Origin of the sequence: Acinetobacter sp. YH12201 (assembly GCF_013418145.1) — a bacterium.
GTDB lineage: Bacteria > Pseudomonadota > Gammaproteobacteria > Pseudomonadales > Moraxellaceae > Acinetobacter.
This window is the reverse complement of record NZ_VPCP01000047.1, coordinates 1-21,833: the sequence shown is the minus strand read 5'-3', so window position 1 is coordinate 21,833 and position 21,833 is coordinate 1. Positions and strand designations below refer to the sequence as shown.

Genomic DNA, 21,833 nt, shown 5'->3' with positions numbered 1-21,833 from the left:
ATAACGTATAATTATTTACGCAAATTCCGGAAATTTTATGATTGAAGATGGGCTCACTTGCATGCTTCTATCCCTTTGCAAAATTAGCGGTCACCGACCCAAGCCCTTCTATCCGTACATTAAATATATCGCCTGCTGCGACGGGCACCATCGGACCGAGCGCACCTGAAAGAACTGTGTCACCAGCACGCAATGGACGACCCAGCTTAGCCATGACTTTAGCCAACCAAAGAACTGCATTGAGCGGTGATCCTAGGCAAGCAGCTCCAACTCCAGAGGATACCAATAATCCTTGTCGCTCCATCACCATCCCTGCATGGCGTGAATCAAAATCGCACAGCCGCTTTGGCATGGAACCCAATACGTACAGACCCGATGAAGCATTGTCAGCTATAGTATCCGTGATACGAATATCCCAATTCGCTATACGTGAACCCACGATCTCGATCGCTGGAACTGCGAATTCAATGGCGCGAAAAAGGTCAGCCACCGTCAAATAGTCATCGTCAAGATCACGTCCCAAGACAAAGGCTATTTCGGCTTCGACTTTAGGTTGAAGCACATCATTGAGAGAGATTTCCTCACCCTCTGTACGTGCCATGTCAGCGAACAACATCCCATAATCAGGCTGTTCCACTCCGAGTTGTTTTTGCACTGCGACTGAAGTCAGTCCAATCTTTCGTCCAACCAGTCTTCGCCCCGCATTCAATGCTCGTTGTGTATTGACCTCTTGCACAACATAAGCCGCTTCTAAATCCATCTCACCTATTAGATTGCGCACTGGCGCAATAGCTGTGCCCGACAGTGCGGCCTCATGCAGAAAATCAGCGACTTTGTGTACGTTATCTGGTTCATTCATGCTTATATCTCTCCTTGATTAACACCGTCTATAATCCTTATTTATGCTACCCTGCTGTCCAAAACGTTCGTCTTATGAGCATGCAAATAAAAGTAGGACTAGAGCTGCTAGACTGACCGATCATGCGGGCGCCTGAAACTTGTGTCCCCATATGCTGATGCGATCATAGCGCACCACTGACCAGTCTCGGTTTACCTCACGTGCACCCCAGCCGTACTCGACTGCGAAGCCCGAAGGTGTCGCACCATAGAACGAAATCATGTGATCGTTAGTATGTCGGCCAAGCGTCATGACCACCTCACGGTCCTCATAAAATTTGTCATATGCCAAACCCACGTCATCCATACCGTTAAGTTGCAGCATAAAGTGATGAAGCCGTTTTGATCCTGGCAGCTTAGCAAACGCAAATGAGTGGTGACGACCATTGCAATAAAAGAAATAGAGAGTAGTGGACAACCCGTCGCAAATAGTCCAGTCAATGACATCGGCAAGCTGAAGGCCCAATGCTTTGGTATAAAAAGCGAGTGCTTCATCCACATCCGAAACGTTCAACACATAGTGACCGAAACCCTGGTTTCCAGTTTGAAATCCGGAAACACCGGTAGGTGAGGTGAATGGCTGTTCGAACAACTCTGTGCCGCCATAATATACCTCGACACGATTACCGAACGGATCGTTACACGAAATCAATCCGAGCACACCGCGCTTGGCGATTAATTCCTGTCCCTCGACCTTGACTGTAACGCCGAAGGCCTCCAGTCTTTGCTTGACCTCCTGCAATCCCTGTTCACTATCCACCTCGTAGCCAGCAAAAAGATAGTCATCAGCAGATCCTTTGCTGACCGACAGTCGCCAGGCACGCGAGTCGATTCGAAACGTCGCCTCCATTTCGCTGGCTGAAGCTTCCATCATCCCTAACTTGGTCGTGGCGAAGGTACTCCATTTAGGTACATCTACGACTTCAAAGCCCAAGTAACCCAATCTTTTAATACTCATGATAATTCTCCTTTATCAACCGAAGTGCTTGTCAAGCTGTGTACCAAGACTAGATTCGAACAAACCACGCACACCCATGCCACCATCGCAATTCAATACGCTACCAGTGAGCGGAACAGTGTCACCACGAGTCGCGAAGAAGACATAGGCACCGGCGTATTCCTCGGCAGTAGCAGCCCGCCCGGTCGGAAGAACTGATTTCAGCATGTCGTCCAATGGAAAGCTCGAAATGCTCTTATCTTGTAAATCAAGACTCTTCAACCCTCGTAGATCACTCCCCAAAATGCCACCTGGAGCTATACCGTTGACCCGGATACGAGGTCCCCATTCGTGTGCAAGCTGCTTGATCAAACCAATCACGGCATGCTTGCCAGCCGTATACAAAACACCACCTCCGCCCGGATAAAAACCGGCATTTGATACCGTGAAAATCGCGCTACCTTTGCTTTGATAAAGGGCAGGTAGCGCCGCTTTTGCAGCTAAGATGTAGCCCTTGACATTCACATCGAACATTTCCTCGAATGCCTCAGATATGATGTCGTCAGGAATATCCACCAGTTGGGTCAGGTAATCCCAAACACCAGCATTACCGACTAAACAGTCGAGCTTGCCAAATTTTTCAACGCAACGAGCCACAGCCTCACGATGGCTGTCGAGTAAACGTACATCTCCTTCAATCCCTACGATTGAATCTCCATGGCGCTCCTTTAACGCTTCCAGACCTGCCGGAGATTTATCTAGTACTGCAACACGTGCACCTTCTGCAACATAACGATCAACGATGGCTCTTCCCAAGCCTGCGCCACCACCTGTCACCAAAATTACTTCATCTTTAAGTTTCATTTTTGATTCCCTTCATTCGCACGAACAATATCGCGCATATTATTTGACACATCTGCCAGCTTTTCTGGCTCAATTATGACTTGAGCTTCCACTAATCGATTTGCGAGTGCGAAATCACGAGGTGCATCAACGGCTACAACCGCTTGAATCCGTCCATCTAGCAGACGGAACAATAAAGCAGAGCCACTGCCCAAGGTTCCGCGCAAAACATATTCACCCGGTCCTTCGATATCACCAGCCATTTGCATTCGATGTCCCGCAATCTCCGTCCATGACACTGGCAATTGCGGTGCTGATACTTCTTTTCCTAGAATGGCTTTAGCAACTGCTGTAGCTTGGCGCTGAGCATTCATATAGGTTTCAAGCGAGCGCTTTCCGCCTGAATGAAGTGGCCAAGTGGCTACATCCCCAACCGCGAATATGCCTTTAGCAGGTGTCGCACCTCTATGATCAACAACGACACCACGATCACATTCCAAACCGGCTTGACGTGCGAGTTGATCTGCAGGATCTGCCCCTACGCAGATAAGTGCGTTATCAGCAATAAAGCTACGCCCATCATTCACCATCACTTTTTCAAGCTGACCTTCGCCTGAAAAACCTGAAACTCCAGTTTTTAGTTCTACCTGCACACCCTGTTCAGTTAACAAACCACGTAGCCAAGCACCGATACGTCGTCCAAGAACACGAACCAACAGTTCATCACCAGCTTCAAGGATCGTGACAGAAAGACCAAGCTTGCGAGCCGTTGTTGCTACCTCACAACCAATCAACCCACCGCCTACAATGAGCAACCGAGTATTAGGTGTCCAGCTATCACGTAATAACTGCACATCACCATAAGTGCGTAATGTCACGACACCAGGCAATTGACTGCCGGGTAAAGACAACATCCGTGCTCGACTTCCAGTTGCAATAACGATAGCATCAGCAGAAATCGTGCTGCCATCATTCAAACTGATCATTTTTTTCTGTGTATCTAGGTCAGTAACTTCTGAGCCAGTCAGCATCTCGATGCTGGCTTCACTGTACCAATCTGCCTCGGCCAGTCTAGGTGGCTGCTCAAAGCTTCCATCAAGGACGGCCTTAGACAAGGATGGTCGGTCATAGGGAAGATGCTGTTCTTCCCCAATCAGTGAGATTCGTCCTTCATAACCTTCGGCACGAAGGGCTTGCGCGGTGGTGAACCCAGCTACGCCATTACCGATGATTGCAACATGATTAGCCATCACTTTAGCTCCCCATTGTCAAGATCAACGTGTACCTCATCACCTTCTATCTTGATAGGGTATACTTTGATAGGTTTACAAGCAGGCAACGCTTTCACTTTCCCAGTTCGCACACAGAACTTCCCAAAATGCAACGTACATTCGACGACATCACCATCAAGGTATCCATCTGATAATGCCCAGTCTCCATGCGTGCAGGTATCCTGAACTGCGAAAAATTCACCATCGACGTTACAGACCATCACTGGTTCTGATCCACCTTCATAGCGTTGCATTTCACCAGGTGGCAAATCACTTTGCCGCAGTATATATGTCCAAGTCATGACATCTCCTAGAAGAAGAAACTGAGGTTATTGGCTAGGATGGTGCTTTGGTCGATCAGGATTGTCCGATTGACTATCTCGAATCCAGCTTCACCCTTGTTACGACGCAATCTGTCGCGACGCTCTCCAGCAAAGATATCAAGTTGTCTTTCCAAGCGATTGCGGTACACGATGAAGGTACTGGAGATTTCGTATTCTCCTTCTACTTCTGTGGGAATGATCATCACATTGCTCACAATATGTCGTGTTCTTGACGCAGGATTCTCGGACCAACTTACGTCAGAAGTAATCTTACGCAAACGCCCTTTCATCATTGTGGCGTCATCATCAAAATGCGCATAGTCTCGCAAGCCCGAATATTCAAGGCGTGAATCACGCATGATTCGTGTGGTGCGGATAGGCATGAAGTAGTGAATGTCTTTGGCAAGTAGTGCGAACCATTCATCAAAGCGGCGATCATTGAGAAGCTTAGCTTCCCAATAGTAGAACTGCTCAATTTCATTTTGCAGTTCAAGTGCTACCGGTGCAGGTTTGCGAAGAAAGAGGTCAGCTCTGTTGACTGAATCAATCATGGTCACTCCTTTTTGGAATCGTAATCATTCCTTGTAGATTTCAAATGGATAGTCCACCGCATCCAATTTGGTTATGAATCAAATGCGGCTTCTAACTGGCACCACGATGTGGCGCTAGCTGTCGTTAGGTTTAACGCGTCGCCTTTAATGCTTCCCAGTCTGGTGAGGTCATCATTTTCAGCCAATGTGCATATAGTCCACGAGCAGCTTCTTCGCTATACACGTTGTTACATATACGACCAGGGTAAATTGGATCGTTATCAACGGTTTGCCCCATACTCATCTCAGCATTGAATGGACGGCTACGTGCCTTATGACCTCGCAGAATATGCTGGATTTCAACCCAGTTCTCGCCGTCATCCTGCTCGAATACACCACCGGCAGAGAAGGTACGTAGTGTCTGACGACGAAACTCTTCCTTAATATCATCTGGAGCATCAGCATCGACGACTGTAAATGCCCACACTTCAACCTCGTTCGGCCCGCGTGGATGCCATGTTCGGATCGTATTGACACCTGGGAGGAAGGAACACGTAGGAAAGACAGTCATGTGCTCAACCATGATTTTCGTGCCGCGCTCTATACTACCCAGACGCTCGGCCGCCTTTTCCGCCGCGGGGCCTTCGGTCAAGTAGCTGGTGACCTTCGGCCCCATGATGGCAAGCATCAGGTTGGGGTCGCCAATATAGAAGCCACTGCCATGCCCACCCCATGATGCACGGTACTGCTTGCCAAATTTCGGCGGTGCAAGATCAGCCAACTCAAGATCTTCTGGCAGACCAGCAATGATTCCAGATAAATGTGATGTAGTTCCGGCATGGTACATGTCACTACAAAACTGCTCTGCTGCGAATTTCCAGTTACAGGGAATAACCCACTTCTGTATACCTGGAATCACCTCAGTGCCTGCCTCAGTACGGTCGAGCATGTGGTCCATGTAGAACTTCGCCTCGCCGAGATATGTATCAAGGTCTATGGCGTTTTCATCCCAGTTGGCAAAAATCAGACCTTTGTAGGTTTCTACTCGAGCCTTCAGTGGACTCCATTCCTTCTTGTCTAAGCAGGCGAAGGATTCGGCCTCGTAAGGCACATTGATAAGATTGCCAGCAGTATCGTAAGCCCACCCATGGTAACTACAAGTAAATGCCTTCGCGTTTCCAGCATCCGAACGACAGATACGCATACCACGATGGCGGCACTGGTTCAGGAACACAGCGATACTGGCATCCTTCTGTCTTACGACCACGACAGGATCTTCACCCATATAGGTCGTGAAATAATCACCTGGTTTACGAATGTGAGTTTCATGCCCCAATAGGAGCCATGACCGAGCAAATACACGTTCTAGTTCGAGTTGGTACAGATCCTCATCGGTATAAATGCGCGGATCGATACGTCCAGCTTGCTCATCAAAGAGCGTTTCTATCTCACTGGTCTTCCAATTTTTGCGCACTCTAATAGGTGTTGTTTCTGTCTGATTCATTGTCTTCTCACTTTTTAAAGTAGTGGATAGCGGGTAATTACAGGTGATGCATTTTCAGAATGGATGATCATTCACATTTTTTTGAAATCAATCATTAGCGGTGAGAAAATCATTGACCAAGCGGATAAAATTCTTGTTTTGCTCGATCTGCACCCAATGGCCACATTTACCGAAAACGTGTAATTGCGAGCTTTCGATCAGTTGGTTCAGCCGCAACGATGTTTCAAGAGGAATCACACGATCGTCGCGACCGTGTAAGATTAGTGTTTCATGCTGGATAGCTTGAATGTCCTGATCGGAACTAGCTAATGCATCTACCCAGCGCTGCCGCGGAGCAGGGAACATGGAGGCAAAAGCCTCTTGAAAGCCGGGTCTAATACTCGCCTTGTAGCGTAGCTCCGCCAGCTCATCAGAAATGAGACTTCGGTCGTAGGCGAAATAGTCCATGACTTTGCGCATATTTGGCACGGAGGGCTCATAACCCCAGACTGCATCGAGTCCATCCGTAAGCTCGAATCTCACACCAACGGACCCCATCAGCACCAACCGACGAACCCGATGTGGAAATCGGATAGCAAAGGCCAATGATAAGGCACCACCGAATGAATTTCCGACAAGATCGACACGGTCTAGTTCCAGCGCATCAAGAATTCCAATCAAATGAGCAACCCAAGACTCGATTCCGTAGTGAATTCCTTGTGGTCGTTGCGTAAAGCCGAAACCCACCATGTCCGGTGCAATGACGCGGCGGTGCTTGGACAACTCAGGCATGACCGTCCTCCAGTTCGCCCAAGCGGTCACACCCGGGCCTGAACCATGAACAAGCACGACAGGCTCACCAGTACCAACATCATGGAGATTGGTTTCAATTCCACCAGCTAAGACCATGCGGCCAAGCTCTTCGTTTACATTCGTCATCAATTACGCTCCTTGTCCTTGGAGTTTAAAAATTTTGTTATGGGAAATGCAGTATTTATTTGACTATGCTTTTGCCGTAAAATCTCTATTACAGCCAAGTACAGATAGATGCATCTGCACGTGTGTGCTCAGATCAAAAGAAATCGTTAAATTGATCTAAAATCCTTGTCAAAGTCATACTCACTACTGAATAAGTAAGCAAACACCACCTAACTGCATGTACGATATTACAATCATGACCTAGCGGAATATTGTTTTTTGGCTTATAGGTTTATAGAGCGATCGCAACTTTTATAAACGATGGTTTATACATCTCCTGATGAATATGCACCTTGGCCTAAGCACTTTGCTGTTTTCGAACAGACTGGCCGGAAATGGGTGTCAGAGAAATATGCAAATCAGATAAGTGATCTACACTGGAACACCAAATTTCCGCCAGCACTTTCATAGCTTTTTTTCAAAAATTAAGAATTAAATGCGGATTGACTAAACCAGGTAATTTATTATTGTTTTGCAATATTATTGTGCATACCAAGGACTAGATAACTTTGGTTATCAAGCTTATTTGACTAAATGTTCTAAATACAATGGATGCCCCATGTCTAGGCCTATGCCACCACCCAGGACGATCCAGTTCAGGCAGTGATCTATGACTTTCAGGATAGCCGTTCTGGTCAACATGCTAAAGATTTCCTGAAAGGCTGGCAGGGTTATTTGGTCTGTCTGTGATGATTACAGTGGTTATAAAGCACGCTTTAAATCAGGTAAGATCATTGAGGTGGGCTGCATGGCCCATGCACGTCGTAAATTTAATGAACTACATGTGACCGGGAAAAGTCAAATCGCTGAACAGGCATTACTGTTGATTCAGAAACTGTATGCGATAGAAGCAGAACTCAGGAAAAAGACAGATACTACAACAGAGCAACGAAGCAAATACCGGCAACAGCATAGCCAACCAGTAATGCAATATGTACGAATGGCTCAACCAACATCATCTGACGGTGCCCTCAAGTTCAGCCACTGCTAAAGCCATCAATTACAGTCTGAAGCGCTGGCAAGCCCTCTGCCTATATTTGGATGATGGTAATCTACCCATTGATATGAGCAGCATTGCTGCGCAAGGGATAGAAAACCAAATGAGCTGGGCCTTGGGACGTAAAAACTGGCTGTTTGTTGGCTCACTGCGCAGTGGTCAGCGAGCTGCCAACATCATGACCCTGATTCAGTCAGCAAAACTGAATAGGCTGGATCCATATGCCTATTTAAGTGATGTGCTGAAGGCTGCCAACACATAAAGTAACCCACATAGAAGAATTACTGCCACACTGCTGGAAACCTGAACCTAATTAAAAATAGGCACGGGGTTCAGCGGGCACTTACTATAATCATTTCAAAAGGTTATGTTTTTTGTCTTGCTTGAAAAAACTTTTGTTCTAACTCTTTGATTCTTTGTTTGGGTTTGGGGAATAAAAGTTCCAAGTCTAAGAATGAAACTTATGTTTAAAACTTAGTAGTGAATATTAATGCGCCAGCAAGCTGTGCATGTGAGACCTCAATTGGCTTATCTGTATTAGGTTGAGCATTATTCAATGCTTTTTTCTTAAACCCATACGCCAATGAAAAATCCACAACACTTCTTGGGGTTACAGAATAACTTAGCCCACCTGTCAAATTAGTAGTAGGTGTCGAAGGAATAATCGATAGTATGCCCTCCTTGGAATTTTCCATTTGGGCATAATGTAGCCCTGTACGGAATGTCCACTTTGGATTAGCTGCATACTGCATACCCAATGAATACACATTAGAGTCGCGATAATTAAGTGGCAAATTAATATCCAGATTATCTTTGCTGTCATTTTGTTCAAAATGAACTTTCAGATTATCCATCACGTCATTCCAGAATACACGTTTGTAATCAAATGAAATCATGGTCTCTGAATTGATTTGCTGATTTATACCAATAGTCAATGCAGCTGGCATTTCAAAATCACGCAACTTAGCCTTGCCAGCAAGCGAAATTGGACCTAATGATCTACTGACTGCTGTTAAGTCTGCATCACCAGATAAATCACCAACATTGGTTTTAAAGTTATATGCAATACCTACTGTGGTTTTCGATATAGGTTTATAAGTAAGTCCTACACGCCCACCTAATCCCCAGCCATCTACCCCTCCACCCACTGTCTTTCCATTATTGATATCTAAATAACCTGCTGACAACTCAGGAATACTCAATAAATTTGGCACCAATGAACCAGAAATATTTTTCTGTACTGCCAAGGTTTCAATTTGAGATGTATCTAAAAGAAAACCTAAATTAACTGCCGTCCAAACGGCATCAAGAGAACCACCAACGGATAACTTTTCATTGACTTCATAAGCAAATGAAACGGGTATACGAAGTACAAGCAAACGTGAAAAACTATCTAGGCCTGTATTAATACTATTTGTTGTAGTTCTTGATAGAAAACTTTCCCTACCAAACTGAGTTCCGACTCCATCTGATGCATATGCACCTATTCCTAGCGCATAGTCATCATTTCGCCAAACAAATGAGAGTTCTGGTCCAATATAAGGACCATTGTTTCGACCGTGGGAATGTGATTGTGCCGTTTCTCCTGTCGCTATATTTTTGATTTTCAAATCTGCAGTAATAATATCCAGACCAATACTCGCATATCTTCCGGTTTCAAATGCTGATAATGTTGCTGGATTAATCAGCATGGCTCCAGGGCCTATATTATACGCAACTCCCGTTCCTCCCATACCCTGAGATATAGGACCTGTGCCTACAAGATTAAAAGCATCTGTAGCCCATGTTTGGCTAGTTAAAGCCATAAATAAGCCACTAAAAATACTTATTTTGTATAATCTTTTTTTCATACGTCTTTCCTTGACTTCTTGTTTTGTGGAGAAGTTAAAATTAATTTTTTCCATCTGTGAATTTATTGACAAAAAATGTTCAAATACAGCACCATTGTGAGTAAGCTCCACAATTGCGGCACCAATTAATGGTAGAAAGCAATACATATAAGCTTCAACTTCATCATTAATTACGCTCCGCGTCCTTGGAATTTAAAATTTTTGCTATAGGAAACTACTACATTTATTTAACGAGGGCTTGCCACAACATCTCTGTACCTGCCAAGTACGATGGCATCTTCACGAGCTCTCAAGCCAAAAGAAATTGCCAAATTAATCCAGGAATCCTTGTCAAAATCATATTCATAAGAAAAGTGGGCTAAAATCACCTTACTGCATATACCTTATTTCAATCGCAACCTAGGGGACATTATTTTTTGGCTTATAGGTTTATAGAGTGAGTGCAACTTTAATAAACAATGGTTTATACATTTCCTGATGAATATGCACCTAACTAGGCCTAAGCACTTCGCTATTTTCGAATAAACTGGCCGGAAATATGAGTCTGAACCGTACCGGATTTGTCGGCGACCACTTTTCCTGAGAGGTTTATGCAACAAAGCCCCTCTTAACTGAAGAATAAAGACCGATCACTCATCACTGCTTGCCAAATTCAGGATTCCACAGCTAAATAATTTTTATCAAATAGTCAAAAATAAAAATAATAAAAACAGAAGCATATTTTATGTTGGTTATTATTGTTGAATTTTAATGCATATTAAAGTGACTAACTTCTTATTACCCTGCCCTACTTTAAATTACACTACCAAATATTAAAGCAATAAGTATATGTTTTACATATATTTAATATAATACAATTTAAATATATTTAATATCATTTATGTCGGTGAATATGCCTGAGGTCATGATTTCAGTGTTTTATCCCAATAACTTACACCGAACTGTCACTGAAACCGCTGAGGAATTAGATGATATTTTTACCTGGCGTGAACCCCGCAGAGTCACAAATAGCCTGACCATTACGTATGATAAATGCGTATATCTTTTGGAGGATACAGCAGAAAATCAGAAGCTAATCGGTAAATATCTTGAGTTTATAGAATACCCAGATGGTACTGTCGCCATCATGTATGAAGGACGGAAGATCAATTACAGCATCTTCGATAAGTTAAGCAAGCTCAACCAGCGAGAGATCATTGAGAATAAACGTTTGGATTATGTGCTGGCGCATATTCAACAACGGCATGAAGAATTGGAACAGCAAAACAAACACAATCATTCTCAAAAATGCCAAGAAGACGTGCACAGAAAACAGCAGTTCAACAACAAAATCTGAACCCTGTTCTTGACTCTTGCAGTTAAAAACAGGACATTTTAATTGGTGAATAACGGTTTTAAGATTACGTTAAGATCATTAGCTTACATTGAGTCATACCCTCTAGAACGACCTCGTTCAACCGACTTAGAAACAAGTCGGTTTTTTTATGAGCTTTTTTGACACTTCCTGCTAATAAAAGGTTATTTTTTAATCAAATTGGGAATTTTTTCAATGTTCCCGGCCTTTCCAGGGCAAAAATTATCCCCAATTTCTGTGGACAACTCATGGGATAAAAAAAACTGTATTTACGGGAAACTTAACGATATTTAAAAATACTGATATTTATCCGTCCCTGGTTATACTCAGGTCATGGTATGAATCGTATCCTTAAAACGTTTCCAGGCCACATAGAAAAACAGCACGGCAATTCCAACCAGCCATAGAAATGACGGCCAAACGATATTTAGCCCGGCATTTCGATACAAAATGGCCTGGGCCAGTTCAACAAAATGCGTGGTTGGGGCGATCAGCATCAGATACTGTAATACCTCTGGCATGCTTTCCCGCGGTGTCATCCCGCCTGAGAGCATTTCCATCGGGATCAGAATCAGCATCATCAATAAACCAAACTGTGGCATCGATTTCGACATGGTGGCAAGATAAATGCCCATCGAGGTAGTGGCAAACAGGGTCAATAATGCCCCAAAGAAGAAGAGCAACAGGTTCCCTTCAATCGGAACCTGTAAGGCAAACTGTACCACCAGTTTCAGCCCGGTAAAAGCCGCAATCAATACCACCAGACTCATAGACCAGACCTTGGACATCATAATTTCAAACACCGTGACTGGCATCACCATCAGATGTTCTACCGTGCCGTGCTCACGCTCGCGAATTAAAGCTGCTCCGGTCAGAATGATGGACAGCATCGCCACGTTATTGATGATTTCCATGACACTGCCAAACCATTTTTGGTCCAGCAACGGGTTAAAGCGGGCACGCATCTCCAGTTCAACCGGCATGCTGCTCACTTCCCGGCTATGCAACACATATTCACTGACTTCGGACTGAATAATCTGCTGAATATAGCCAGCCCCGGTCATCGCCTGAGACATGCGCGTGGCGTCGACATTCACCTGAATCGCCGCTTCTTTTCCTGCAAGCACATCTTCCTGAAAATTCACCGGAATATTTAGAGCAAAGGTAAATTCCCCAGCATCCATTCCAGCATCCATATAATTCAGTTCAGTACTTTGTGGAATAAAATACGGTGGATAAAATGCCGAGGTAATTCGCTCGGACAAGGTTGAATGATCTTCATCTACAATTGCAATCGGAGCCATGTTCAGGCTATCGGTCATGGCGGTGGCTGCCGTATAAATTGCCACAGTAAAGGTGTAGATGATCAGGATCAGCATGACCGGGTCACGCCATAGACTCCACAATTCCTTGCAACCGAGCTGGTAGATATTCTGTATCTTCTGACGGAACATCCTAGGACTCCTGTTTTTTTAGCGCCAGGATTGCCGCACACATAATGACAGGCACTGACAGCAAGATTACCCAAAGAGACTGATGCAAGTCCTGAAAACCTAAAGCTTTGTTAAATACGCCACGGCTGATATTCACCATATGTGTAGCAGGATAAATCCCACCAAACCAGCGGCCAAATCCTTCTAGCGAGGAAACCGGATTAATAATACCAGCAAACTGCATCACTGGAATCAGCGTACCCAGCATCACCAGAAACATCGAGGCAATCTGGCTTTTGGTCAGGGCGGAGGCCAATAAACCCGTGCCTGTAGAAAAAATGATAAACAGGAAGGAAGCCAGGGTCAGGGTCAAAAAACTGCCTTTGATCGGTACATCAAACATCACCACAATAATCAGGCACATCAGGACATAGTTCAGCATGGCCAGCACGACGTAGGGAATCTGTTTGCCGATCAGGAATTCACTACGGGTGACCGGGGTGACATACAAATTCACAATCGAACCCAGCTCTTTTTCCCGCACCACAGACAGCGCTGTCAACATAGCCGGAATCAGCAGGATGAGCAGCGGAAATAAGGCCGGTGCCATTGCAGGCAGGCTCTTGATATCCGGGTTATAGCGGAAGCGGGTTTCAACATTGACTGTACTCGATATTTTATACCCGCTTTGCTCCAGCACCTGCTGCATCAACCAGTGTGCATGAATGCCCTGTACATAGCCCTGAACCGTCTCGGCACGCTGGGGCATGGCACCGTCGATCCAGGCACCAATCTTGACATTTTCGCCTCGGGCCACATCCCGGGCAAAACCGGGCGGAATCTCGATAGCTAAAGCAATATCGCCGCTACGCATGCGCTGGTCCAGATCATCATAACTTTGCAAAGGTGCCTTTTCGACAAAATAAGGCGAACCAGCGATACTCATGTTGTAGTTCTGGCTTAGCCCGGTCTGATCCCGATCCAGCACAGCAAAAGTCAGACCATCCACATCCATGGTGATGCCATAACCCATGACAAACAGCAGGATAATTGAGCCGACCAGCGCCATGGTGGCACGAATCGGATCACGAGCCAACTCTAGGGATTCACGCCAAGCATAACTAAGCAGCCGTTGCAGACTGAATCGGCTGGATTTTCTTTGCTGCGTCTTGAGGGGCAGATGATCGGCTGAACTGCTTTCCTCCTGTTCTTCCGCTACAGTCTGGCTGCCCGCACCGGCATCCAGCAGATAGCCAATAAAGGCCTGTTCCAAAGATACAGCCTGCCGGTTCTGCATCAGCTGTGCCGGTGCAGCACTGTCCAAAACCCGACCGGCATGCATCAGCGACATACGGTCACAGCGCTCGGCTTCATTCATAAAGTGCGTGGAAATAAAGATGGTGACCCCATCTTTGCGCGACAGGGTGATCAGATCATGCCAGAATTTATCCCGGGCAATCGGGTCCACGCCTGAGGTCGGCTCATCCAGAATCAGAATTTCCGGATTATGCACCAGCGCTACCGCTAATGACAGACGCTGGCGGATCCCTAGCGGCAAGTCATCCGGCAATTTGTCTTTCAGTTCCATCAAATCGAAACGCTGTAGCATCTGCTCAACACACACATCAATCTGTTCTGCCGGCACATGAAACAGTTTGGCATGCAGTACCAAGTTCTGGATAATCGTCAGTTCACTATAGAGTGAAAAGGATTGCGACATATACCCAACGCGACGACGGGTGGACATATCACTGCCTTGCACTGGTTGCCCGAACAGCCAGGCCTGCCCTTCCGAAGCCTCCAGCAATCCGGTCAAGACCTTCATCGTGGTCGACTTACCACAACCATTGGAGCCTAAGAATCCAAAGATTTCCCCACGCCGGATTTGAAAATTGACATGATCCACTGCGGTAAAGTCACCAAATTTGACTGTCAGGTCCTTAGCTTCCAGCGCATAACCATCCGAACCATCATCCGCTAAAGGCGGAATCACCACCGGCTCATAACCCTGTTTCTTTTCCACGGGCAAAAGCTTGATATAGGCTTCTTCCAGACTGCGGCTGTCGGTCTGTGCCAACAGTTCCTCGGGACTACCAGTTTGTAGGATGCGACCTTCATCCATCATCGCCAACCAGTCAAAACCCTGTGCTTCATCCATATAGGCAGTCGCCACAATCACACTCATCTGTGGGCGGACACTACGGATACGGTTAATCAATTCCCAAAATTGTGCACGTGCCAAGGGGTCAACCCCGGTGGTGGGCTCATCCAGGATCAGAAAGTCGGGATCATGAATCAGGGAACAGCACAGACCAAGTTTTTGTTTCATCCCGCCGGACAGTTTCCCGGCCGGACGATCGAGAAATTCATACAGTCCCGTACTTTTGGTCAGTTCATCAATACGTTTTCGGCTTTCAGCAGCATTATGTCCAAACAAACGGGCAACGAACTGCAGGTTTTCTTCAACCGAAAGGGTTTTGGACAAGTTCTTGCCCAAGCCCTGCGGCATATAGGCAATATGCGGACAGACTTTTCTGCGGTGCTTTCGGTCGGCAATATCTCCACCAAGCACCATCAAGCGGCCTTGCTGGACCACCTTGGCACCAGCCAGTAATGCCAGCAGGCTGGATTTTCCCACGCCATCCGGGCCGATCAGACCAATCATGCAACCCGCAGGCAATGCCAAGGAAATCTCCTTTAAGGCTTGGGTTTTGCCGTATTTGAGACTGACCTGCTGAATGTCGGCAACAATGGTGCCCTGTGCAGATGCTGCTGTCATGATTTAACCAGATTACTGAGGAATGCAGGCCAAGGCGCATTCTCGTCAATTTTGATATAGGCTACACCCGGAAGACCAGTTTTGACTTGCTGGATGTATTTCTGCAACAACACTGGATCAATTTTTGCTTTAATACGGAACATCAGTTTCTGACGTTCACTTTCAGTTTCCACCGTCTTCGGCGTGAATTGTGCAGTATCCGCGACAAACGATACCTTGGCAGGAATCACCACATTTTTGGCCGCATCCAGTACGATACGGACTTCAGTACCTATCGCGATACGTCCAGCCACGGTTTCCGGCAGGAAGAAAGTCATATACACATCAGACAGATCGATCAGGTTCATGACCCGTCCACCTGCCGCAATCATTTCACCCGGCTGTGCCACCAGAAACTGGACACGTGCCTTCAAGGGTGCCTTGAGCTGGGCATCTTCAATATCGAAATTGATCCGCTCGATTGTGGCCTTAATGGCATCGACTTGCGAGTGTGCACTCGACACCTGGCTGCGCGCGGCAACAATCGCACTTTGTGCACTGTCCACTTGTGCTCTTGCCGCACTCAGCACGGCTGCAACACTTTTGACATCAGCGCGCTCATCATCCAGCTGCTGTTTAGAGACTGCCCCGTCTTTGGCCAGAATTTCGGTTCGTGCCAGACGATTTTTAGCAGCGACCAGTTCGGTTTCACGCTGCTCGACCATGGCTGCAGCTGCAGCTTTTTCACTGATACGCATGGCCACCTGGGCTTCTGCGGTCGCAATGCCGTCCTGTGCCTGACGCTGCTGGGCCTGAACTTCACGCAGCTGTGCTTCTAGTGCAGAGACTTTAATCCGTGCCAAAACCTGGCCTGGTTCAACAAAATCGCCTTCCTGTACCAAAATTTCTTCCAGCTGACCAGACAATTTACTGGAGATATTGATTTCAGTCGCTTCAATCCGCCCATTGCCACTGACTAAAGCCTGTGTATCCGGCTGGTTCATGTTTTTCCAGACCAGATAGGCCACCAGCCCCAGAACCATAATTGCACCGACAACAGCGAGTTTCTTTATATTCATGTGCCTGCTTACCCAAATTTTATTCTAAAGACATCTTTCAAAATTATTTTATAGGAATCATGTCACCCTCAATATGCAGCACAAGGTAACAGTTGAGCGGATAAAGTGACTTTTCGCTGTCAATCCGCTGTGGTTTAATACTCAGTCGCTTAAGTTGTGTACCCAATTAAATTAAACAGGATCCATATGAGTAATGACATCAATCACCTGATGCTTCTTCATCACCAGATTTCTCGCATTCACTGAAATATCATGTCCTTGACGAACACTCAGATTTCCATCTACCTCAATATGTGCATCTACGATAATCATATCTCCCATTTTACGGGTCCGAATATTATGCACGCCTTGAATACCTTCAGTGGAAAGGAAAGTCTGTTCTATGGCCTGAATTTCATGTTCATCTGCCGCCCGGTCCATCAAATCACTTAATGCTTGCCAGCCAAATTCCCACCCCATTTTAATAATCATCAAACCGACCACAAGGGCAGCAATCGGGTCAAGAATAGGATAACCGAACAAGTTTCCTGCAATCCCGACCAGCACCACCAAAGATGAAGCGGCATCAGAACGGGCATGCCATGCATTCGCTACCAACATACTTGATTTGACTTTTTTGGCAACTTTCAGCATGTAACGAAACAATAATTCTTTGCCTACCAGGGCCAGCATGGCGATATACAAGGCCACTGACTGTACTTTCGGAATCTGTTCCGGATTGAGAATTTTATTGGTTGCCATAACCAGCATTCCAATGCCGACTCCCAACAAAAGCAAGCCTAGAATAAAAGAGGCTGCGTTTTCAAAGCGGTAATGACCAAAAGGATGATCGTCATCTGCCTCTTTTTTACTGTGATGGTTGGCAAACAGTACAATAAAATCAGCCACCAAATCACTGAGGGTATGAATACCGTCTGCAATCAGGCCTTGGGACTTGGCAAAAATCCCGACCACAATCTGAAAGATCGATAAAACCAGGTTAACCCCTACACTCACCCAAGTGGTTTTACTCGCTGCCTGAGCACGCTGTTCTGGACTAATTAAATCATCTTCATGGGTGTCATCGTCAAAATGCTGTACAGACATCGCTGCTCCAGTCGCTCAGTTCACTTGATTATTATCGATTATATATCAGTATGATGGGGTATGAGCTTTATCAAGCACGCATTTTTCTTCAACAAGGCATGCCAAGGTATTTGCAAGTAGAAAAGAGAGAAATAACCCCATTGTCCCAAACTACCTGAGTTCAACTTAATTTGAATGATGATTGAGTATGTTTTAAATGTCGATATTTTCAATATTCAAATAAAAAGGAATGTAATACGCTGAAAAAGACCGAGGTGATGAGTGCTATTGTTGTAATGATCTCTCCATTATAGGTTGTATTCTGCCAGATACAATTTGCAGCGTATCTTTGCTTTTCAGGACCATATACTGTTGCAATGCAAACGCATGAATAAGCTGTTGATACGTTAACAGACCATTGTTTCAGTCCTGATGATTATAACCGAGAATATTTTTTAGCCAACCTGTTTAAATTAAAACCTGATATCGATAATACTTTTAGATAATAATATGTGAAGGTTATCGCATTTTTGTTATAGTATTTAAGTAAGGGTAATCATTCACATTTAGATCCAGTTTTACAAAATTTCGTTGAGAATCTATCCAAAATGCGCAATACAACTCTAGGGTGGCAAACTATATGAGTCAAACAGCGAGTTATTTAGATACTCAATCTATTTTTAATTTAATTGGGCAGCATGCTGAGTTAAGCCTCATATTTCAGATGGTCAGTGAATGGCTAGAAGTCCGGATACCAGATTCAATGGTCTCCATTATGTTGTACTCTGAAACAGAACAAACTTTAAATTTAATTAGTGGTAGCCAGCATTTTTCCAACCGATATATAGAAACGGTCTCTGATCTAAAAATAGGTCCACATGTGGGAGCATGTGGTGCGGCAGCTTTTCACCGCAAACTGGTGATTTGTGAAAATTTAGCGATTGACCCCAACTGGGAAGCTTTCAATAGCCTGATTCAAGAAGAGAATCTCAACGCGTGTTGGTCAATGCCGATTATTAATGCGCAGGGAACCCTCTATGGAACCTTTGCAACCTATTACCGTTCTCCCAAGTGTCCAAGCTCTACTCATATTAAATTGATTACTCATGCCGCGTCTTTAGTTGCCTTGAGTATGGACCTGCATGCAGAACGGCAACAGAGACTGGCGTTAAATGACAAATATCGGTCTTTCTTCACTTACCATCCCGATGCCATTTTTGAACATAATCCTGCAGGTATTATTCTGGATGTTAATCTTGCATCTAAAGACCTCACCAAATTAAATCCGGAACAGACTAGAGGCTTACATTTCTCAAAATTTATCTGCCCTGACTTTCAAGCTATAGTTCAAACTGCATTTGAACAGGCCTTGCAAGGCAACAGCCAACACCTGGAAATTCAGGCAAAGAATGCCTTGGGGGAATGTTACTGGCTAGACCTCACGTATTTACCTCTTCAACAAGCTCAGCAGGTGGTCGGTGTATTTGGGATCGCCCGTAATATTACCGAGCGGCATGAAACCGAAGAAATGTTACGTTTACTGAAACGTAGTGTCGATGCGAATCCTCATGGCATAGTGCTGACCAATGCTTCTGCACACCATGCTATTGAATATGTTAATCCTGCTTTTGAAAGCCTGACCGGTTATAAAAAAGAAGATGTGCTAGGTCAGAACTGTCGTTTTCTGCAAGGTCCTGATACCGACCCGAAGACAATTGATAAAATACGCAACGCACTTCAAGAACAGCAAGAAATCCAGATCACCCTAAAAAACTATCGTAAAGATGGCAGCTGGTTCTGGAATCAGCTGGTATTGGGGCCGGTTTTTGATGACAAAAATTTTTGCACCCATTTTATTGGAATTCAGCAAGATATTACCCAGCAGCGGGCAAATAGCGAATATATCGCCCGTCAGCAGACCCACGATAGTCTAACTGGATTAATTAATCATCATACCTTTGAAGAAATACTGGATACGACCTTCCATTTGCACCATGACAATCACCGATCACTCATTGTCATGTATGTGGATCTAGATGGCTTCCAGCCTTTAAATCAAGGTTTGGGCCACTTCATTGGCGATCAACTTTTGATAGCTGTAGCCAATCGTCTGCGTCAGGTTATCCCAGAAGAGCATATCATTTCACATTTTTCAGCAGATGAATTTGGCATACTGCTAAATAAATGTGATGATTTAAAACAGGTCGCTGTGCTTGCAGAGCAAGTCTTAAAAAGTCTGTCAGCTCCATTTAATATTCATGGTCATAAAATCCATATTAGTGCAAGTATTGGCATTGCAGATGATGATCCTCAAATAGAAAAATCTAACGAATTGCTGCATCATGCCATACATGCAATGAGTGAAGCGAAAAAAGAAGGGGGCAATACCTGGCATTGGTATGCTTTTAACTCTACGCGCACTCCGAAAATCGACTATGTGCTGATGCGCCATGAGTTAATGGTTGCCGTAGAAGAAAAACAGTTCAGGTTAGTCTATCAACCGGTTATTGATGCTGACTCAGGACAATTAAAAAGTGTAGAAGCCTTGATTCGTTGGCAGCATCCGCAAAGAGGTTCCATCTCTCCAGCAGAGTTTATTCCATTTGCTGAAACAACCGGTCAAATTGTAGTGATTGGCCAATGGGTATTACAGCAAGCCTGCCAGGATATCGTCGATTGGAACAAGAAAAATGGCACTAATCTGAGTGTAGCTGTCAATCTTTCCCCGCTACAGTTTAAGCGCACCGGCTTTTTACATGACTTACAAGAAACCCTGGCAGATACCCAGTTGCAGCCCGAGTTGTTAAAAATTGAAGTTACCGAAACCATGTTAATCGCAGGTGCTGACCGTTCGTTAGAAATTTTAAAGGCTGTTCGTGACTTGGGCATCAAAGTCTCTGTCGATGACTTTGGCACAGGATACTCCAGCCTGAGTTATTTACGTACTTTACCTGTGGATGAGATAAAACTCGATCGCAGTTTTATTGAACATTTACCTCAAAATGAGAAAGATGGCGCGATTGTCGCTGCAATTATTGTCATGGCTCATCAACTTGGATTACAAGTGGTTGCTGAAGGCATAGAAACTCAAGCTCAGGCGCAGTTTTTAAAAAACTATGATTGTGACCATTTTCAAGGTTACCATTTTGCTCACCCCGCTTCGCTTAGCGAGCTCAAGCTTAATTATAAACGGGTAGAATTGGTATAAAACTCAATACGCTCTCTCCGCCTAATAACAGATACAGTTGCGTCCGTTATTTTTAGCCTGATAAAGTTTATTATCAGCCATTTTAAAAACCTCGGTCACATCATCTGAGCTTTTAGGCCAAAAGGCAATTCCAACAGATATGGTAATAGGTTCGATAAAATTGAAGTTACTAGATTCGATTGTTTTTCTTAAACGTTCCGCAGCATTATAAGCAACCTTCGTATCTGAAGTCGTCATTAATACAATAAATTCCTCTCCTCCTATCCGACAACAGATGTCTTCATCCCTGAAATTATTTTTCATCAAGCTGGCCAGGGTTTTTAAAACGGCATCTCCTTGACCATGACCATAGCGATCATTCACCTGCTTAAAATAATCGATATCAATCGCTAGCACAGTAAAATCTCGTCCTAAGTTCATCACTTCTTTTAAGAAGATTTGCATCCCCCGCCGGTTATATAAACCGGTCAGTGGATCAGTATTCACATGTTGACGCAATTCAGCAATCTTCTCACTGAAGGTTTGCGAACTGAGTAACAATGAGGTTCTAAACTTTAAAACCTCAAAATACCAAGGATCAACTTGTTTAATGTTCTCCTGAATGTCAGGCTGATTGAGCATGCTGGCCATTTTTGCCAAGCTATTTAACGGTGAAGAAATAAAGCGCGACATTCTCCAGACAATAATAAAAATAAAAATATCTCTGTACACGACAAATTTCATAGGATCCTTGTCCTATCAGGCTTTTTCTTTCTTAAAATTGCTAGCACTTTCTTAAATTCTTCTTTTTTTCCAAAACCAATCAAACGTAGAATAGCCATTTGAAC

The 21,833-nt window shown here is 44.8% G+C and carries 15 protein-coding genes and 2 pseudogenes; 3 read left to right on the top strand and 14 right to left on the bottom strand.

What is annotated here, in order from left to right:
- Positions 1–67: 67 nt before the first annotated feature.
- The 8 genes from todJ to FTU91_RS10280 form a co-directional block, all read right to left on the bottom strand.
- Positions 68–859: a toluene degradation hydratase TodJ gene (todJ, locus tag FTU91_RS10315; protein ID WP_087013805.1), complete on the bottom strand. Its 792-nt coding sequence runs from the start codon at positions 857–859 to the stop codon at positions 68–70.
- Positions 860–979: 120 nt separating this feature from the next.
- Complete coding sequence (gene bphC, locus FTU91_RS10310) at positions 980–1,855, bottom strand: biphenyl-2,3-diol 1,2-dioxygenase (RefSeq protein WP_087013802.1); 876 nt, start codon at positions 1,853–1,855, stop codon at positions 980–982.
- 15 nt (positions 1,856–1,870) lie between these two features.
- Positions 1,871–2,698, bottom strand: a complete 828-nt coding sequence (gene bphB, locus FTU91_RS10305; RefSeq protein ID WP_180042834.1) for a cis-2,3-dihydrobiphenyl-2,3-diol dehydrogenase — start codon at positions 2,696–2,698, stop codon at positions 1,871–1,873.
- Entirely contained in the window at positions 2,695–3,927 is a 1,233-nt protein-coding gene (locus FTU91_RS10300) for an NAD(P)/FAD-dependent oxidoreductase (protein WP_180042833.1), read from the bottom strand. The genes bphB and FTU91_RS10300 overlap by 4 nt, the downstream gene beginning before the upstream one ends.
- Positions 3,927–4,250: a non-heme iron oxygenase ferredoxin subunit gene (locus tag FTU91_RS10295; protein WP_180082102.1), complete on the bottom strand. Its 324-nt coding sequence runs from the start codon at positions 4,248–4,250 to the stop codon at positions 3,927–3,929. Before FTU91_RS10295 ends, FTU91_RS10300 begins: the two co-directional genes overlap by 1 nt.
- An 8-nt stretch (positions 4,251–4,258) precedes the next feature.
- Complete coding sequence (locus tag FTU91_RS10290) at positions 4,259–4,822, bottom strand: aromatic-ring-hydroxylating dioxygenase subunit beta (protein WP_032489607.1); 564 nt, start codon at positions 4,820–4,822, stop codon at positions 4,259–4,261.
- A gap of 130 nt (positions 4,823–4,952) precedes the next feature.
- The gene (locus FTU91_RS10285) at positions 4,953–6,305 is read right to left on the bottom strand and encodes an aromatic ring-hydroxylating dioxygenase subunit alpha (protein ID WP_180042832.1); all 1,353 of its coding nucleotides are present in this window, start codon (positions 6,303–6,305) and stop codon (positions 4,953–4,955) included.
- A gap of 87 nt (positions 6,306–6,392) precedes the next feature.
- A complete protein-coding gene (locus FTU91_RS10280) occupies positions 6,393–7,223 on the bottom strand; it encodes an alpha/beta fold hydrolase (RefSeq protein ID WP_180082101.1) in 831 nt (276 codons plus the stop codon).
- A gap of 597 nt (positions 7,224–7,820) precedes the next feature.
- On the opposite strand from FTU91_RS10280, the pseudogene FTU91_RS10275 reads away from it, so the two are divergent.
- A pseudogene (locus tag FTU91_RS10275) lies at positions 7,821–8,576 on the top strand (IS66 family transposase); the annotation flags it as partial.
- Positions 8,577–8,726: 150 nt separating this feature from the next.
- Here FTU91_RS10275 and FTU91_RS10270 read toward each other — a convergent pair.
- On the bottom strand, positions 8,727–10,220 hold the full coding sequence (locus FTU91_RS10270) for an OmpP1/FadL family transporter (protein WP_368856211.1): 1,494 nt from the start codon (positions 10,218–10,220) through the stop codon (positions 8,727–8,729).
- Between the two features lie 817 nt (positions 10,221–11,037).
- Here FTU91_RS10270 and FTU91_RS10265 point away from each other — a divergent pair.
- Positions 11,038–11,471: pseudogene (locus tag FTU91_RS10265) on the top strand (ISNCY family transposase); the annotation flags it as partial.
- A gap of 318 nt (positions 11,472–11,789) precedes the next feature.
- Here the strand turns inward: FTU91_RS10265 and FTU91_RS10260 are convergent.
- From FTU91_RS10260 to FTU91_RS10245, 4 genes are all read right to left on the bottom strand, one after another.
- Positions 11,790–12,917 (bottom strand): ABC transporter permease, encoded by a 1,128-nt coding sequence (locus FTU91_RS10260; RefSeq protein ID WP_180042831.1) that lies wholly within the window; start codon positions 12,915–12,917, stop codon positions 11,790–11,792.
- 1 nt (position 12,918) lies between these two features.
- On the bottom strand, positions 12,919–15,675 hold the full coding sequence (gene rbbA / locus FTU91_RS10255; protein ID WP_180082100.1) for a ribosome-associated ATPase/putative transporter RbbA: 2,757 nt from the start codon (positions 15,673–15,675) through the stop codon (positions 12,919–12,921).
- Complete coding sequence (locus FTU91_RS10250) at positions 15,672–16,733, bottom strand: HlyD family secretion protein (RefSeq protein ID WP_180042829.1); 1,062 nt, start codon at positions 16,731–16,733, stop codon at positions 15,672–15,674. Before FTU91_RS10250 ends, rbbA begins: the two co-directional genes overlap by 4 nt.
- A 171-nt stretch (positions 16,734–16,904) precedes the next feature.
- Entirely contained in the window at positions 16,905–17,819 is a 915-nt protein-coding gene (locus tag FTU91_RS10245) for a cation diffusion facilitator family transporter (RefSeq protein WP_166171961.1), read from the bottom strand.
- Positions 17,820–18,438: 619 nt separating this feature from the next.
- Between FTU91_RS10245 and FTU91_RS10240 the strand changes: the two genes are divergently transcribed.
- Positions 18,439–21,006, top strand: a complete 2,568-nt coding sequence (locus FTU91_RS10240) for an EAL domain-containing protein (protein WP_180082099.1) — start codon at positions 18,439–18,441, stop codon at positions 21,004–21,006.
- Between the two features lie 21 nt (positions 21,007–21,027).
- Here FTU91_RS10240 and FTU91_RS10235 read toward each other — a convergent pair whose 3' ends face one another.
- The gene (locus tag FTU91_RS10235) at positions 21,028–21,729 is read right to left on the bottom strand and encodes a GGDEF domain-containing protein (RefSeq protein ID WP_180082098.1); all 702 of its coding nucleotides are present in this window, start codon (positions 21,727–21,729) and stop codon (positions 21,028–21,030) included.
- Between the last annotated feature and the right edge of the window lie 104 nt (positions 21,730–21,833).